At 75.4% G+C, this 16,039-nt stretch carries 2 protein-coding genes; both read left to right on the top strand.

Going from position 1 to position 16,039, the window contains the following annotated elements; genetic code table 11:
- Positions 1-28: 28 nt before the first annotated feature.
- Complete coding sequence (locus F6X68_RS00810) at positions 29-10,975, top strand: type I polyketide synthase (RefSeq protein ID WP_151452409.1); 10,947 nt, start codon at positions 29-31, stop codon at positions 10,973-10,975.
- A 36-nt stretch (positions 10,976-11,011) separates the two neighbouring features.
- Positions 11,012-16,012 carry a type I polyketide synthase gene (locus F6X68_RS00805; protein WP_151452408.1) on the top strand — a complete coding sequence of 1,667 codons (5,001 nt, stop codon included), beginning with the start codon at positions 11,012-11,014 and terminating at the stop codon, positions 16,010-16,012.
- Positions 16,013-16,039: the final 27 nt, after the last annotated feature.

The raw sequence follows: 16,039 nt of genomic DNA, 5'->3' as shown, positions 1-16,039 counted from the left end.
ACGGGTCAACACAAGGAGTGCGCGGTCCATGGCTGACGAGGCGAAGCTTCTCGACTACCTCAAGCGGGTCACCGCTGACCTGCACCAGGTGCGCCAGCGCCTGCGCGAGGTGGAGGCCGGTGAACAGGAACCGGTCGCCATCGTCTCCATGAGCTGCCGCTTCCCCGGCGGGGTGCGGTCGCCCGAGGACCTGTGGGAGGTCGTCGCGTCCGGCCGGGACGTGGTCTCCGACTTCCCGGAGGACCGCGGCTGGGACCTCGGGTCGCTCTACGACAGCGACCCCGAGCAGAGCGGCACCTCGTACACGCGGCAGGGCGGCTTCGTCCACGACCTGGCCGACTTCGACCCGGGCTTCTTCGCGATCTCCCCCCGGGAGGCGCTGGCGATGGACCCGCAGCAGCGCTGGCTGCTGGAGACCTCGTGGGAGGCCCTGGAGCGGGCCGGCATCGACCCGCACTCGCTGCGCGGCAGCCGCACCGGTGTCTTCGCCGGCAGCACCGGCCAGGACTACGGCACCGTGCTGATGGGTGCCGCGCAGGGCCTCGAAGGGCACCTGATGACCGGCAACGCCGGCAGCGTGGTCTCCGGCCGGATCGCCTACACCTTCGGGCTGGAGGGGCCGGCGGTCACCATCGACACCGCCTGCTCGTCGTCCCTGGTCGCCCTGCACCTGGCGGGGCAGGCGCTGCGGCAGCGGGAGTGCACCCTGGCCATCGTCGCCGGGGTCACCGCCATGTGCACCCCGGCCGCCTTCGTCGAGTTCTCCCGGCAGCGCGGCCTCGCCGCCGACGGCCGGTGCAAGGCGTTCGCCGCCGCCGCCGACGGGACCGGCTGGTCCGAGGGCGTCGGCGTCCTGGTGCTGGAGCGGCTGTCGGACGCGCAGCGCAACGGCCACCCGATCCTCGCCGTGGTGCGGGGCAGCGCGGTGAACCAGGACGGCGCCTCCAACGGCCTGAGTGCCCCGAACGGGCCGTCGCAGCAGCGGGTGATCCAGCAGGCCCTGGCCAACGCCGGTCTCGCCGCCGGCGGCGTGGACGTGGTGGAGGCGCACGGCACCGGCACCCGGCTCGGCGACCCCATCGAGGCGCAGGCGCTGCTCGCCACGTACGGGCAGGACCGGGGGGACTCGGCGCCGCTGCTGCTCGGGTCGGTCAAGTCGAACATCGGTCACGCCCAGGCCGCCGCCGGTGTCGCCGGTGTGATCAAGATGGTGATGGCGATGCGGCACGGCGTCGTGCCGCCCACCCTGCACGTGGACGAGCCGACGCCCGAGGTCGACTGGTCGGCCGGCGAGGTGTCGCTGGTGACCGAGGCGACGCCGTGGCCGGCGGCGGGCCGCCCGCGCCGCTCGGCGGTCTCCTCGTTCGGGGTGTCCGGCACCAACGCGCACACCATCCTGGAGCAGGCCCCGGCGCCCCAGCAGTCCCCGTCGGCCGCCGCCGCGCCGGTGGTCGAGCGGCCGGTCGTGCCGGTGCCGGTGTCGGCCCGGGACGCGGCCGGCCTCGCCGCGCAGGCGGGCCGCTGGGCGGCCCGGATCGCCGCCGACGAGACCCTGCGGCCCCTGGACGTGGCGTTCTCGTCGGTCACCTCCCGCTCCACCCTGGACCACCGGGCCGTGGTCTCCGCGACGGGCCGCGAGGACCTGCTGGCCGGGCTGCGCGCCCTCGCCGCCGGGGAGCCGTCGGGCGCGGTCGTCACGGGTCAGGCCGGCGGCCGGGGAACGCTGGCGGTGCTCTTCTCCGGCCAGGGCGCGCAGCGCGCCGGCATGGGCCGGGAGTTGTACGCCGAGTTCCCGGTCTTCGCGACCGCGCTGGACGAGGTGTGCGTGCAGCTCGACCCGCTGCTGCCGCGCCCGCTGAAGGACGTGCTGTTCGCTCCGGAGGGTTCCGCCGAGGCGGAGCTGCTGGACCAGACCGTGTTCACCCAGGCCGGGCTGTTCGCGGTCGAGGTGGCGCTGTTCCGGCTCGTGGAGTCGTTCGGGGTCACACCGGACTTCGTGGGCGGCCACTCGATCGGCGAGGTCGCGGCCGCGCACGTGGCCGGGGTGCTGTCCCTGGCGGACGCGGCGGCGCTGGTGGCGGCGCGGGGCCGGTTGATGCAGGCGCTGCCGGCCGGTGGCGGGATGCTGGCCGTCGCGGCGGCCGAGGCCGATGTGCTCGCCACGCTCGACGGGCTCGCCGACGTGGGGATCGCGGCGGTCAACGGGCCGACGTCGGTGGTCGTCTCCGGCGCGGTCGAGGCTCTCGACGAGGTGGAGCGGCTCTGGCGGGAGCGGGGGGCGCGCACGCGTCGGCTCACGGTCAGCCATGCGTTCCACAGTCCGCTGATGGAGCCGATGCTCGACGGGTTCCGGGCCGTCCTCGACGGGCTGGAGTTCTCCGCGCCGGCGTTGCCGATCGTGTCGAACGTGACCGGCGCGCTGGCCGACGCCGACGAGATCCGCACGGCCGACTACTGGGTGCGCCACGTCCGGCAGGCCGTCCGCTTCGCCGACGGGGTCGCCGCGCTGCGCGCCGCCGGGGCGGACACGTTCCTGGAGGTCGGGCCGCAGAGCGTACTGACCGCGATGGCGGCGGACATCCTGCCCGGCGACGACGGCGTGCTGGCCGTCGCCGTGCAGCGCAAGGACCGGCCGGCTGTGCACGGGCTGCTGGCCGGGCTGGCCGAGCTGCACGCGCACGGGGTGGCCGTCGACTGGCAGCCGTGGTTCGCCGACACCGGCGCCCGGCGGGTGGACCTGCCCACGTACGCGTTCCAGCACCAGCGCTACTGGCCTGAGGCGGGTGCCGGGTGGACCGGCGACGTCACCGCGTTCGGCCTGCGGCCCGCGCAACACCCCCTGCTCGGGGCCGCCGTCGGCGTCGCGCACGCCGAGGGCTTCCTGTTCACCGGGCGGCTGGCCCGGCGTACCCACCCGTGGATCTCCGACCACGTCGTCTTCGACACCGTGCTGCTGCCCGGCACCGGCTTCGTCGAACTCGCCCTCCAGGCCGGCGCGCACGTCGGCGCCGACCACGTCCGCGAGCTCACCCTGGAGTCGCCGCTGATCCTGCCGGAGACCGGGGGCGTCGACATCCAGCTCTGGATCGGCCCGGCGGACGAGACCGGCTGCCGGTCCGTGTCGCTGCACTCCGCCCAGGACGACGAGCCGGACGAGGGCGAGCGGGCCTGGACCCGCAACGCCAGCGGCGTGCTGGCCAGCGGCCCGGCCGTGCCGAGCGGCCCCGCCGGCTGGTCCGACCTGACCACCTGGCCCCCGCCGGGCGCGACCGAGGTCGGCACCGACGACCTCTACCTGAACCTCGCCGCCCAGGGCTACGACTACGGCCCGTCGTTCATCGCCCTGCGCTCCGCCTGGCGGCGCGGCGACGACCTCTTCGCCGAGCTGGCGCTGCCCGAGGCCCCCGCGGCGGAGGCCGGCGGGTACGGCCTGCACCCGGCCCTGCTCGACGCGGCGCTGCACACCCTCGGCCTGACCACGCCGGCCGGGGAGCCGTCCGGGGCGGACATGCCCCCGGGGTACGGCCGGCTGCCGTTCTCCTGGAACGACGTCGCCCTGCACGGCGCCGGCGCCGCGGCGGCCCGCGTCCGGGTCTCGCACACCGGCCCCGACAGCATCTCGCTGCTGCTCACCGACGTCACCGGCGCGCCCGTCATCTCCGTCGGCTCCCTGGTCCTGCGGCCGGTCTCCGCCGACCAGCTCCGCACCGCAGGGGGCGGCGGCGCCGAGTCGCTGTTCAGGGTCGAGTGGGCCCCGCTCGCGCTGCCCGCCGGGCCGTCCACCGTCGACTGGGCGGTCATCGGCGACGCGGCGGCGCTCACCGACGCGGTCGCCGCCACCGGTACGACCGTGGCGGCGTACGCCGACCTGACTGCCCTGGCCACGGCGATGGACGACGGGACGGGCGCACCCGGCGTGCTGGTCGTGCCGTTCCTCGACCCGCCCGCGTCGGCGGACGTGCCCGGGGCCGTCGCCGAGGTGACCCACCGGGCGCTCGCCGTGCTCCAGCAGTTCCTCGCCGAGGAGCGCTACGCGGACTCCCGGCTGGTGGTGCTGACCTCGGGCGCGGTCGCCACCGAATGGGACACCGACCTGACCGACCTGGCTGGCGCCGCCGTGATCGGCCTGCTCCGCTCCGCCCAGTCGGAGAACCCCGACCGGTTCGTGCTGGTCGACGTCGACGACATCGCCGGCTGCGCCGCCGCGCTCGTCCCGGCCGTCGCCACCGACGAGCCGCAGGTCGTGATCCGCGCGGGCGTCGCCGCCGGCGCCCGGCTCACCCGGGTCCCCGCCCCGAGCGAGCCGCCGGCCGCCCCGTTCGACGGGAACGGCACCGTCCTGATCACCGGTGCCACCGGCACCCTCGGCCAGCTCATGAGCCGGCACCTGGTGGACACGTACGGCGTCCGGCACCTGATCCTCACCAGCCGGCGCGGCCGCGCCGCCGGGGGCGTCGCGGAGCTCTGCGCCGAGTTGGAGTCGCTCGGCGTGAGCGTCACCGTCGCCGCCTGCGACGTCGCCGACCGCGCCGCCGTGGCCGAGCTGCTGGCCGGCATCCCGGCGGAGCACCCGCTCACCGCCGTCATCCACGCCGCCGGCGTCCGCGACGACGGCGTCATCTCCTCGCTCACCCCCGAGCGGATGGACGGCGTGCTGCGGCCCAAGGTCGACGCCGCGTGGCACCTGCACGAGCTGACCGCCGACCTCGACCTGAAGGCGTTCGTCTCGTACTCCTCGCTCGCCGCCACCGCCGGCGGCCCGGGCCAGGGCAACTACGCCGCCGCCAACGCGTTCCTCGACGGGCTGGCCCAGCACCGCAAGGCGCGCGGCCTCGCCGCCCTCACCCTCGCCTGGGGCCTCTGGGCCGACCGCAGCGGCATGACCACCGAGCTGGACGACGTCCACCTCAACCGGATCTCCCGCTCCGGCGTCGCCGCCATGGAGGCCGAGGAGGGGCTCGCCCTCTTCGACGCGGCCTGCCGCACCACCGACGCCGCGCTCGTCCCGGCCCGGCTGGACCTCGCCGCGATGAAGGTGCAGTTCGCCGGCGGGAGCATCCCGCCGCTGTACCGGGCGCTGATCCGCATGCCCGCCCGCGCCGCCGCGGCCACCACCGGCGCCTCGCTGGTGCAGCAGCTCGCCGGGCTCGGCGACGCCGAGCGGGCCGCCGCGCTGGTCGAGATCGTCCGGGGCCAGGCCGCCGCCGTGCTCGGCTACCCCGACCCGGCGGCCATCGAGCCGCGCCGGGCGTTCAGCGAGTTCGGCTTCGACTCGCTCACCGCCGTCGAGATGCGCAACCGGCTCAACAACGCCTTCGGGATGCGGCTGCCGGCCACCCTCGTCTTCGACTACCCGACCCCGCACGACCTGGCGGCCTTCCTGGGTACGGAGATCGCCGGCACCCCGGTCCCCGTGCGACCCACGACGACCGCCGTGCCGGTCGGCGACGACGAGCCCCTCGCGATCATCGGCATGGCCTGCCGGCTGCCCGGCGGCGTGTGGTCGCCCGACGACCTGTGGCGGCTGGTGGTCGACGGCGTCGACGCGATCAGCGACCTGCCGACCGACCGCGGCTGGGACCTCGACAGCCTCTACAGCCCCGACCCCGACGCCCCCGGCACCTTCTACGCCCGCGGCGGCGGCTTCCTCAGCGGCGTCGACCGCTTCGACCCCGGCTTCTTCGGCATCTCGCCCCGCGAGGCCCTGGCCATGGACCCGCAGCAGCGGCTGCTGCTGGAGACCACCTGGGAGTCCTTCGAGTCCGCCGGCATCGACCCGGCCGACGTACGGGGCAGCAGCACGGGCGTCTTCGTCGGCACCAGTGGCCAGGATTACGGCTCGCTGCTCGCGTACTCGCCGGAGGCAGCCGAGGGCTACATGCTGACCGGGATGACCAGCAGCGTCATCTCGGGACGCGTGGCGTACACGTTCGGGCTGGAGGGGCCGGCGGTGTCGCTGGACACCGCCTGCTCGTCGTCGCTGGTCGCGCTGCACTGGGCCGGTCAGGCGCTGCGGCGCGGCGAGTGCGACATGGCCCTCGCCGGCGGCGTCATGGTGATGGCCACCCCGACCGCGTTCGTCGAGTTCTCCCGGCAGCGCGGCCTCGCGGCCGACGGCCGGTGCAAGTCCTTCGCCGCGTCCGCCGACGGCACCGGCTGGTCCGAGGGCGTCGGCATGCTGCTCGTGCAGCGGCTCTCCGACGCCCGCCGGCAGGGCCGCACCGTGTACGCGGTGGTGCGCGGCTCCGCGATCAACCAGGACGGCGCCTCCAACGGGCTGACCGCCCCGAACGGCCCCTCGCAGCAGCGGGTGATCCGCCAGGCCCTCGCGTCGGCCCGCCTGACGACCGCCGACGTGGACGTGGTCGAGGCGCACGGCACCGGCACCACCCTCGGCGACCCGATCGAGGCGCAGGCCCTGCTCGCCACGTACGGGCGGGAGCGGCCCGCCGACCGGCCGCTGCTGCTCGGCTCGATCAAGTCGAACATCGGCCACGCCCAGGCCGCCGCCGGTGTCGCCGGCGTGATCAAGATGGTGCAGGCCATCCGGCACGGCCTCGTCCCGGCGACGCTGCACGTGGACGAGCCGTCCCCGCACATCGACTGGACCTCCGGCGCGGTGGAGCTGGCGACGGAGTCGCGGCCGTGGCCGGCGGTGGACCGGCCGCGCCGGGCGGCGGTGTCCTCGTTCGGCATCTCCGGCACGAACGCCCACGTGATCATCGAGCAGGCCGACGAGCCGCAGGCCGTGGCCCCGGCCGAGCCCGGCCCCGGGCTCGTGACCTCCGACGCGGTGCTGTGGTCGCTGTCGGGGCGGTCGAAGGGCGCCCTGACCGGCCAGGCCGCCCGCCTGGCGGAGTACGTGCGCGAGCGCGGCGAGGTCGACGCGGCGGCGGTGGGCTGGTCCCTCGCCGCCACCCGGTCGGTGTTCGACCAGCGGGCCGCCGTCGTCGGGTCGAGCCTGGAGGAGCTGCTGGCGGGGCTGGACGCCCTGGCGTCCGGGGCGCCGGCCGGCAACGTCGTCGCCGGCACCGCCACGCCCCACGGCCCGGGCCCGGTGTTCGTGTTCCCGGGTCAGGGCGCGCAGTCGGCGCGGATGGCCGCCGGCCTCGTCGGTCGTACGCCGGTGTTCGACGCGCGGCTGGCGGAGTGCCAGCGGGCCCTGGCGCCGTACCTGGACGTGGACCTGATCTCGGTGCTCACCGGTGAGGACGAGTCGTGGTTGGCGCGGGTCGAGGTCGTGCAGCCGGTGCTGTGGGCTGTCGGTATGGCGCTCGCCGCCGTGTGGCAGCACGCGGGGGTCACTCCGGCGGCGGTGGTCGGTCACTCGCAGGGCGAGATCGGTGCGGCCTGCGTGGCCGGCATCCTCAGCATCGAGGACGCGGCGAAGGCCGTGGCGCTGCGGTCGCGGGCGCTGACGGTGCTGCGGGGCACGGGGACGATGGCGTCGGTGGACCTGTCGGCCGAGGCGGTGGCCGAGCGGCTGCCGGCGTTCCCGGGTGTCGGGGTGGCGGCCGTCAACGGCCCGTCCACGGTCGTGGTGTCGGGTCCGCCGCAGCCGGTCGCCGACCTGGTCGAGTCCTGCCAGGCCGACGGTGTGCGGGCCCGGTTGATCCCGGTGGACTACGCGTCGCATTCGGCGGCGGTGCAGGAGGTGGCCGAGCGGTTGCGCGCCGACCTGGCCGACGTGACCCCGCAGGCCGGCCACACCCGGCTGGTGTCGACGCTGACGGGGGACTGGGTGGACCCGGCGTCGATGACCGCGGACTACTGGTACGACAACCTGCGGCAGACCGTCCAGTTCGACGCCGCCGTCCGCGTCGCGGTCGCCGCCGGGCACACCACGTTCGTCGAGATCTCCCCGCACCCGGTGCTGACGATGCCGGTCACGGCCATTCTCGATGACGCCGGCGCGAGCGGGCACACGCTGGGCAGCCTGCGTCGGGGTGACGACGACGCGACGCGGCTGCTGACGAACCTCGCCACCGCCCACACGATCGGCCTGCCCGTCGACCTGGGCACGGTCCTCGCCGGGACCGACGTCGTGGCGCTGCCCACGTACGCCTTCGACCACCAGCGGTACTGGGTCGAGCCGCCGCTGCACCGGGCGCAGGACGTCAGCTCCGCCGGCCTCCAGGACGCCGGACACCCGCTGCTCAGCGCCACGCTGACCTTCCCCGACAGCGAGCGGATGGTCTTCACCGGGCGGCTGTCGGTGCGTACCCACCCGTGGCTCGGCGAGCACCGGGTGATGGACAACATCCTGCTGCCCGGCACCGCCTTCGTCGAGCTGGCCACGTACGCCGGTGAGCAGGCCGGCTGCCCGACGGTGGAGGAGCTGACCCTGCTCGCCCCGCTCGTCCTGCCCGAACTCGGCGCGCTCCAGGTGCAGCTGATGGTCGGCGACCGGGACGACGACGGGCGGCGCACGGTCCAGCTCTACTCCCGGCCCTACCGGGACGGCTCCGACGAGATCCTGGCCGACGTCGCCTGGACCTGCCACGCCACCGGCCTGCTCGGTCCGCAGCCGGCCGACGCCGCGCCCGCCTTCGACCTGGGGGTGTGGCCGCCGCCCGGCGCGACGCGCGTCGAGGCCGACGACTTCTACTCCGGCATCGAGGCGACCGTCTTCGGGTACGGCCCGGCGTTCCGTGGCCTGCGCGCCGCGTGGACCCGCGACGACGAGGTCTTCGCCGAGGTCGAACTGCCCGCCGACCACCACGCCGAGGCCGGCCGCTTCGGGGTGCACCCGGCGCTGCTGGACGGCGCGTTGCAGGCCATGTCGATCGGCGGCTTCCTCGGCCGGATGGGCGACGGCGCCGACGCCACCGTGCCCCGCCTGCCGTTCGCCTGGACCGGGGTGTCCCTGCTCGCCGCCGGGGCCACCGCCCTGCGCGTACGCGTCGCCGCCGCCGGCGAGGTCGGCGTCTCCTTCCAGGTGGCCGACGCCACCGGCGCCCCGGTGCTGCACGTCGACTCGCTGATCATGCGCCGGGTCTCCGGCGACTCGCTCGGCGCGGCCCGCTCCGGCCGGCACGAGTCGCTGTTCCAGGTGGACTGGCCGGCGCTGCCGGTGCCCACCGGACCCGTGCCGGCGGCCACCCGCTGGGTGGCGCTCGGCGACGACCTGGCGCTCAGCGCCGCCTGCGAGGCGGCCGGCGCCCGGGTGCGTACCGACGTCGGCCTCGACTCGCTGGGCGACCTGCTCGCCGGGGGTGAGCCGGCGCCCGAGGCGGTGATCGTGCCGATCGGCGACGCGGGGGACCCGACGGACCCGGCGCTGGCCGGGCAGGCGCGGGCCACCACGCACCGTACCCTCGCCGCGTTGCGGACCTGGCTCGCCGACGACCGGTTCGCCGAGTCCCGGCTGGTGCTGGTCACCCGCGACGCGGTCGCGGCGGGCGAGCAGCAGGTGGTCAACCTGCGCCAGGCCCCGGTCTGGGGTCTGCTGCGCACCGCCCAGCTCGAACACCCGGGCCGATGCCAGCTCGTCGACCTCGACGACAACCCGGACAGCGCCACCGCGCTGGCCGCCGCGATCGCCTCCGGCGAGCCGCAGCTCGCCGTGCGGGCCGGGCAGGTGCGCACGCCACGGCTCGGGCGGGTCCCGGCCGGCGTGGAGCCGCTGCCCGGCGGGATCGACCCGGACGGCACCGTGCTGATCACCGGCGGCACGGGCGTGCTGGGCCGCATCCTGGCCCGCCACCTCGCCACCACCCACGGCGTGCGGCACCTGCTGCTGGCCGGGCGACGCGGCGCGGCGGCCGAGGGGATCGACGACCTCGTCACCGAACTCGCCGGCGCCGGTACGGAGGTGACCGTCGCGGCCTGCGACGCCGCCGACCCCGACGCCCTGTCGGCGCTGCTGGCCGGGGTGCCCGCCGCGCACCCGCTCACCGCCGTGGTGCACGCCGCCGGTGTCCTCGACGACGGCGTGCTGGAGTCGATGACGCCCGAACGGGTGGACGCGGTCGCCGTGCCGAAGATCGACGCGGCGTGGCACCTGCACCGCCTAACGGCCGACGCGAACCTCGCGGCCTTCGTCCTCTTCTCCTCGGCGGCGGCCACCCTGGGCAGCGCCGGCCAGTCCAACTACGCCGCGTCGAACGCCTTCCTCGACGCCCTCGCGGCGCACCGCCGGGCCCGCGGGCTCGCCGGCATCTCGCTCGCGTGGGGCCTCTGGGAGCAGGCCAGCGGCATGACCGGCCACCTCGGCGACGACGACGTGCGACGGATGGCCGAGCAGGGCGCTGCCGGCCTCGCCACCGAGCAGGCGCTGAACCTCTTCGACGCCGCCTGGCGGCTCGACGCGGCGGCCGTCGTGCCGATGCGCCTGGACGTCGGGACGCTGCGCGGGCAGGCCGAGGCCGGCACCCTCGCGCCGATGCTCCGGGCCCTGGTCCGGGTGCCGCTGCGGCGCTCCGTCGACGCCACCGGCGCCCGCTCCGGCGGGGTGCAGCTCAGCCAGCGGCTCGCCGGCCTGGCCGGCCCGGAGCGGCTCAAGGTGGTGCTCGACGTGGTACGGGCGAACATCGCCGCCGTCCTCGGCCACGCCGGCGCCGACGCCGTCGACCCGAACCGGCTCTTCACCGACCTGGGCTTCGACTCGCTCACCGCCGTCGACCTGCGCAACCGGCTCAACGGCCTGTCCGGGCTGCGGCTGCCGGCGACGCTGGTCTTCGACTACCCGACGCCGACCGCGCTCGCCGAGAAGCTGACCAGCGAGATCGCCGCCGACGCGGCGCCCTCCACGCAGCCCCTCTTCCAGGGCATCGACACGGTGGAGAGCCTGCTCAACGCCATCCCGCTCGACCCGGCGGCCCGGGCCCGCTTCACCGCCCGGATGCAGGACCTGCTCGCCAAGGCGTCCGACCTGGCGGCCGGGCCCGCCGCCGAACCGGACCGGCCCGACCTCGACTCGGCCAGCGACGACGAGATCTTCGACTTCATCAGCAAAGAGTTTGGAATCTCCTGAGATGACCAACCTTCCAATCGAGGCAGGTGCCCCCCGATGAGCGATGACAAGCTGCGGTACTTCCTCAAGCGGGTCACCGCCGACCTGCACGAGACCAAGCGCAAGCTGCAGACCGTCGAGGCGCGCGACCAGGAACCCCTGGCCATCGTCTCGATGAGCTGCCGCTTCCCCGGTGGGGTCCGGTCGCCGGAAGCCCTGTGGGACCTCGTCGCCGACGGCCGGGACGCGCTCACCGAGTTCCCGGACGACCGGGGCTGGGACCTGGAAGCGCTCTACGACCCCGACCCCAACAAGCCGGGCAAGAGCTACACACGCATCGGCGGGTTCCTCGACGGCGCCGGTGACTTCGACCCGTCCCTGTTCGGGATCTCGCCGCGTGAGGCCCTCGCCATGGACCCGCAGCAGCGGCTGCTGCTGGAGACGTCCTGGGAGGCCGTCGAGCGGGCCGGCATCGACCCGCTGTCGCTGCGCGGCAGCTCCACCGGTGTCTTCGTCGGGCTGAGCACCTCGAACTACGGCATGGGTCTGCCGAACGTGCCCGAGGGCGTCGACATGTACATCGGCACCGGCAACACCACAAGCGTCGCGTCCGGCCGGATCTCGTTCACCCTCGGCCTCAACGGCCCCGCCGTCACCGTCGACACCGCCTGCTCCTCCTCGCTGGTGGCCCTGCACCTCGCCGTGAACGCGCTGCGCCGCGGCGAGTGCGACCTGGCCATCGCCGGCGGCGTCACCGTGATGGTCACCCCCGGCGTGTTCGTCGTCTTCTCCCGGCAGCGCGGCATGTCCGTCGACGGCCGGTGCAGGGCCTTCGCGGCCGGCGCGGACGGCACCGGCTGGGGCGAGGGCGGCGGCGTGCTCGTCGTGGAGCGGCTGGCCGACGCCGAGCGCAACGGCCACCCGATCCTCGCCGTGATCCGGGGCAGTGCCCTCAACCAGGACGGCGCGTCCAACGGGCTCACCGCCCCGAACGGCCCCTCCCAGCAGCGGGTCATCCGCCAGGCCCTCGCCAACGCCCGGCTCGGCACCGCCGACGTCGACATGGTCGAGGCGCACGGCACCGGCACCACCCTCGGCGACCCCATCGAGGCGCAGGCGCTCATCGCCACGTACGGGCAGGACCGTCCCGCAGACCGGCCGCTGTGGCTGGGCTCGGTCAAGTCGAACATCGGCCACACCCAGAGCGCCGCCGGCGTCGCCGGGCTGGTCAAGATGGTGATGGCGCTGCGCAACGGCGTCATGCCGGAGACCCTGCACGTCGACGAGCCGTCCCCGCACGTGGACTGGACCGCCGGGGCGGTCTCCCTGCTCACCGAGTCCAAGCCGTGGCCGGAGCTGGACCGCCCCCGCCGTGGGGGCGTCTCCTCGTTCGGCGTGAGCGGCACCAACGCCCACGTGATCCTGGAGGAGTACCGGCCGCGCGTCGCCGAACCGGCGTCCGTGGACGGCGACGAGGCCGTCGAGGCCACCGCCGTCGAGCCCGCGCGTCGCCCCGGCCTGGTCGCCTCGGACGTGACCCTCTGGCCGGTGTCGGCCCGGTCGCGCTCCGCCCTCGCCGGCCAGGCCGCCCGGCTCGCGCGGCACGTGCGCGAGCACGGCGACCTCGCCCCGGCGGCCGTCGGCTGGTCGCTGGCCACCACCCGGTCGACGTTCGACCACCGCGCCGCCGTGGCGGGCCTCGGCACCGACGAGCTGCTCGCCGGGCTGGACGCCCTCGCCGCCGGCCACCCGGCCGGCAACCTCGTCACCGGTACGGTCACCAGCGCCGGCACCGGCCCCGTCTTCGTCTTCCCGGGCCAGGGCGCGCAGTCGGCGCGGATGGCCGCCGGCCTGGTGGGCCGGACGCCGGTGTTCGACGCGAAGCTGGCCGAGTGCCAGCGGGCCCTCGCCCCGTACCTGGACGTGGACCTCGTGTCGGTGCTCACCGGCGACGACGAGTCGTGGCTGGAGCGGGTCGAGGTCGTGCAGCCCGTGCTGTGGGCCGTCGGCATCGCCCTCGCGGCCGTGTGGCGCGCGGCGGGCGTCGTCCCGGACGCGGTCGTCGGCCACTCGCAGGGCGAGATCGGCGCGGCCTGTGTCGCCGGCATCCTCAGCATCGAGGACGCGGCGAAGGCCGTCGCGTTGCGCTCGCGGGCGCTGACCGCGCTGCGCGGCACCGGGACGATGGCGTCGGTGGACCTGTCGGCCGACGCGGTCGCCGAGCGGCTGCCGGCCTTCCCGGGCGTCGGCGTCGCGGCGGTCAACGGTCCGTCCACCGTCGTGGTCTCCGGCCCGCCGCAGCCCGTCGCCGACCTCGTGGCGGCGTGCCAGGCCGAGGGCCTGCGCGCCCGGCTCATCCCCGTGGACTACGCCTCCCACTCCGAGGCCGTGCAGCAGGTCGCCGAGCAGCTCCGCGCGGACCTGGCCGACGTCACCCCGCAGGCCGGCCACACCCGCCTGGTCTCCACGCTCACCGGGGACTGGGTCGACCCGGCCTCGATGACCGCGGACTACTGGTACGACAACCTGCGCCGCACCGTGCGGTTCGACGCCGCCGTCCGGACGGCGATCGCCGCCGGGCACACCACGTTCGTGGAGATCAGCCCGCACCCGGTGCTGACGATGCCGGTGACGGCGATCCTCGACGACACCGGCGTCACCGGCCACACCCTGGGCAGCCTGCGCCGCGGCGACGACGACGCGACCCGGCTGCTGACCAACCTCGCCACCGCGTACGCCATCGGCCTGCCCGTCGACCTGACGAACGTCCTCGCCGAGACCGAGGTGGCGCCGCTGCCCACGTACGCCTTCGACCACCAGCGGTTCTGGCTGGACGGCAGCGGCGGCCCCGACCTGCAGAGCCTGCTCCAGGGCGCGGCCGGCGGCGACCCCAGCGACACGAGCTTCTGGGCGGCCGTGGAACGCGGGGACGTCACCGCCCTCGCCGAGACCATCGCCACCGAGGACACCCCGGCCCACGAGGTCCTCGACGCGCTGCTGCCGGCCCTGCCGCTGCTCACCTCCTGGCGCCGGCAGCGGCGCCGCCAGTCCGACATCGACAGCTGGCGCTACCAGGACACCTGGAAGCCGCTGACCGGCGTCGCCAACCGGGGCATGAGCGGCACCTGGGTCGTCGTGCTCCCCACCGGCGACATCATCGAGCCCTGGCAGGACGCCTGCGTCGAGGCGTTCACGGCGGCCGGCGCGACGCTCGTCCCGGTGCCCGTCTCCACCCCCGACGTCGACCGCGACCAGTTCGGCAAGCTGCTTCAGGAGGCGCTCGCCGCCGCGCCGGGTGGCGACGACGCCGCCGCCGAGGTGACCGGCGTGGTCTCGCTGCTCGCGTTCGACGAGCTGGCCCACCCGCTGCACCCGTCGGTGCCCGGCGGCTTCGCCGCCACCGTCGCGCTCTTCCAGGCCCTCGGCGACCTCGGCCTGCGCGCCCCGATGTGGAGCGTCACCTCCGGCGCCGCGTCGGTCGGCATGGCCGACCTGCTGCGCTCCCCGGTGCAGTCGCTGGTCTGGGGCTTCGGCCGGGTCGCCGCGCTGGAGCACCCGCAGCGCTGGGGCGGTCTCGTGGACCTGCCGGAGGCCGTCGACGAGCGCTGCGCCGACCTGCTGGTCGCGGCCCTCACCGCCGCCGGCGAGGAGGACCAGATCGCGGTACGCCCCGGCGGCCTGCTCGCCCGCCGGCTCACCCGGGTCCCGCTCGGCGAGAGCCAGCCCGCGAACCCGTGGCAGCCGTACGGCACGGCGCTGGTCACCGGCGGCACCGGCGCGCTCGGTGGGCACGCCGCCCGCTGGCTGGCCCGCAGCGGTGTGGAGAACATCGTGGTCGTCAGCCGGCGGGGCATGGCCGCGCCGGGCGCGCAGCAGCTCGTCGACGACCTCACCGAGCTGGGCGCCCAGGCCACCGTCGTCGAGTGCGACGCCTCCGACCGGGACGCGCTGGCCGACCTGATCGACGCGATCCCCGCCGAGTACCCGCTCACCACGGTCGTGCACGCCTCCGCCGTGCTCGACGACGCCATGATCAACGACATCCGGCCGGAGCAGATCGAGCGGGTGCTCCAGGCCAAGGTCGACGTCGCGTACAACCTGCACGAGCTGACCCTCGACCACGAGCTGTCGGCGTTCATCATGTTCTCGTCCTTCGCCGGCAGCGTGGCCAGCTCCGGCGTCGGCAACTACGCCCCGAGCAACGCGTTCCTCGACGCCCTCGCCCAGCACCGGCGTGGCCTCGGCCTGACCGCCACCTCCATCGCCTGGGGGGCGTGGGCCGGCGGCGGCATGGCCGACGGGCCGCTCGGCGAGCTGCTGCACCGACACGGCGTACCCGAGATGACCCCCGAGGCGGCCATCGCCGCGCTGCACCAGGCCGTGGACCACGGCGAGGCGTTCCTGACCATCGCCGACATCGCCTGGGAACGGTTCTCCGTCGCCTTCACCGCCACCCGGCCCGGCCCGCTGATCAGCGACCTGCCGGACGTGCGGCGCCTCGTCACGGCCGAGCAGGTGGCCAGCGTGGAGGCCGGCGACGGCCCGGAGACGTTGCAGGACCGGCTCGCCGGCCTGCCCGCCGCCGAGCGGCTCGCCGTGCTGCTCGGCCTGGTCCGCAGCCAGGTCGCCGCCGTGCTCAACTACCCGTCCGCCGAGTCGGTGGACGAGCACCGGGCGTTCCGGGAGCTGGGCTTCGACTCCGTCACCGCCGTCGAGCTGCGCAACCGACTCGGCTCGGCCACCGGCGTGGCCCTGCCGGTCACCCTGGTCTTCGACTACCCGACCCCGACGACCCTGGCGGAGTACCTCTTCGCCGAGGTCGCCCACGACGACGTGGTCACCCCGACCGCCCTCCTCGACGATCTGGACCGGATCGCCGACAGCCTCGACGTGGTGGCGCGGGACGAGGCGGCCCGGGTGCGGGCCACCGTACGCCTGCAGGCGATGCTGTCCCGGCTCGCCCAGGACAGCGGTGGCGCCGACATCGGCCGGCACCTCGACGACGCCACCGACGACGAGTTGTTCGCGATGGTCGACAAGGACCTCGGCATCTCCTGACCTTCCAGCTCCAGCTCTCTCCCGTCC

This window comes from Micromonospora sp. AMSO12t, from assembly GCF_008806585.1.
Classification (GTDB): domain Bacteria; phylum Actinomycetota; class Actinomycetes; order Mycobacteriales; family Micromonosporaceae; genus Micromonospora; species Micromonospora reichwaldensis.
The sequence above is the reverse complement of the archived record's forward strand: the minus strand, read 5'-3'. Positions and strand labels throughout refer to the sequence as shown.

Excerpts from the sequence above, each read along its gene's own strand:
- F6X68_RS00805 (WP_151452408.1), top strand. The coding sequence starts at position 11,012 with ATGAGCGATGACAAGCTGCGGTACTTCCTCAAGCGGGTCACCGCCGAC.
- F6X68_RS00810 (WP_151452409.1), top strand. The coding sequence starts at position 29 with ATGGCTGACGAGGCGAAGCTTCTCGACTACCTCAAGCGGGTCACCGCT.